Raw genomic sequence first — 960 nt, 5'->3', positions numbered from 1 at the left:
GGAGGGTCATTCAAAACCCGGTGCGGTGGTTCTGAAGACCTCCAGGGCGGTGACGGTGCGTAACACGTCGGGGAAGTCGGTCATGATCCGGTGGTAGCCGGTCTTGAGGATCTTCCAGTTCTTCAGGTGCGCGATGGCGCGTTCGACGGCGGCGCGTAGCCGGTTGACGCTGTAGTTGTATGCCTTCTGCCCGGCGGTCAACTCGCCGCCGGGTGGTTTCTTGTGTGGGGTGATCGCTCCGCTGCCCTGGTAGCCGCTGTCGCCGATCATCCCGGGTCCGTCCGGGGCGAAGTGGCTGGCCCAGCGTTGCGCGATGCCGGAGATGTGGAATGCCGCCGCGTCGTGTCGGGCGCCGTTGACGGGCTCGCCCACGTCGGCGACCAGGCCGTCGAGGTCGGCGATGACCTGCACGTTCTGCCCGGACACGTGTTTCTTGCCGGAGAACAGGCCGTCGTAGTGTTCACGTTCGCCGACCGGGGCGACGAACCCGTCGACCAGTACGCCGTCGCGGTGTGCCCGGTCGAGCCGCTGGTCGACCTCGGGGCGGGTGACCCAGCGCAGGATGGGCCGCAGGATCTGGTGATAGCGGGTGATGGTGGCCTGTGAACAGCCGAACAGCTCGGCCACGACGTCGTCGGGCATGTTGTGTCGTAGTCCGAACAGCACCGCGATCACCGCCACGGGCAGCGGTAGCACGTGCGGGCGGCCGACTGGCGGGTTCTCCCACTCCGGGCCGACGATCTCGCGGACCCGGTCGGTCAGGTCGGCGAGTTGTCCCGTCCGGAGCCCTGTCATACGCTCGCACTGCGGCGGCTGGCCCTCGATCAACTTCCACACAAAGATGATCTATCGGATCCCGGCCGCCGCGTCCAATCGGGACGTTCTCGGCCGGTGCCGGCCACCCACGAACATCACCCACCGTCACCTCTACGGGTGTCGATCAGGTTTTGAATGGCCCTC

General features: G+C 66.8%; 1 protein-coding gene. It reads right to left on the bottom strand.

Annotated features, from left to right (window positions below; genetic code table 11):
* Positions 1–6: 6 nt before the first annotated feature.
* On the bottom strand, positions 7–795 hold the full coding sequence (locus tag ACFHVL_RS31355) for a transposase family protein (protein WP_416632242.1): 789 nt from the start codon (positions 793–795) through the stop codon (positions 7–9).
* Positions 796–960: the final 165 nt, after the last annotated feature.

The organism is Micromonospora sp. LOL_023 (assembly GCF_048060115.1).
Lineage (GTDB): Bacteria > Actinomycetota > Actinomycetes > Mycobacteriales > Micromonosporaceae > Micromonospora_E.
Note: the sequence above shows the minus strand (reverse complement) of the source record. Positions and strands in the feature narration are given on the sequence as shown.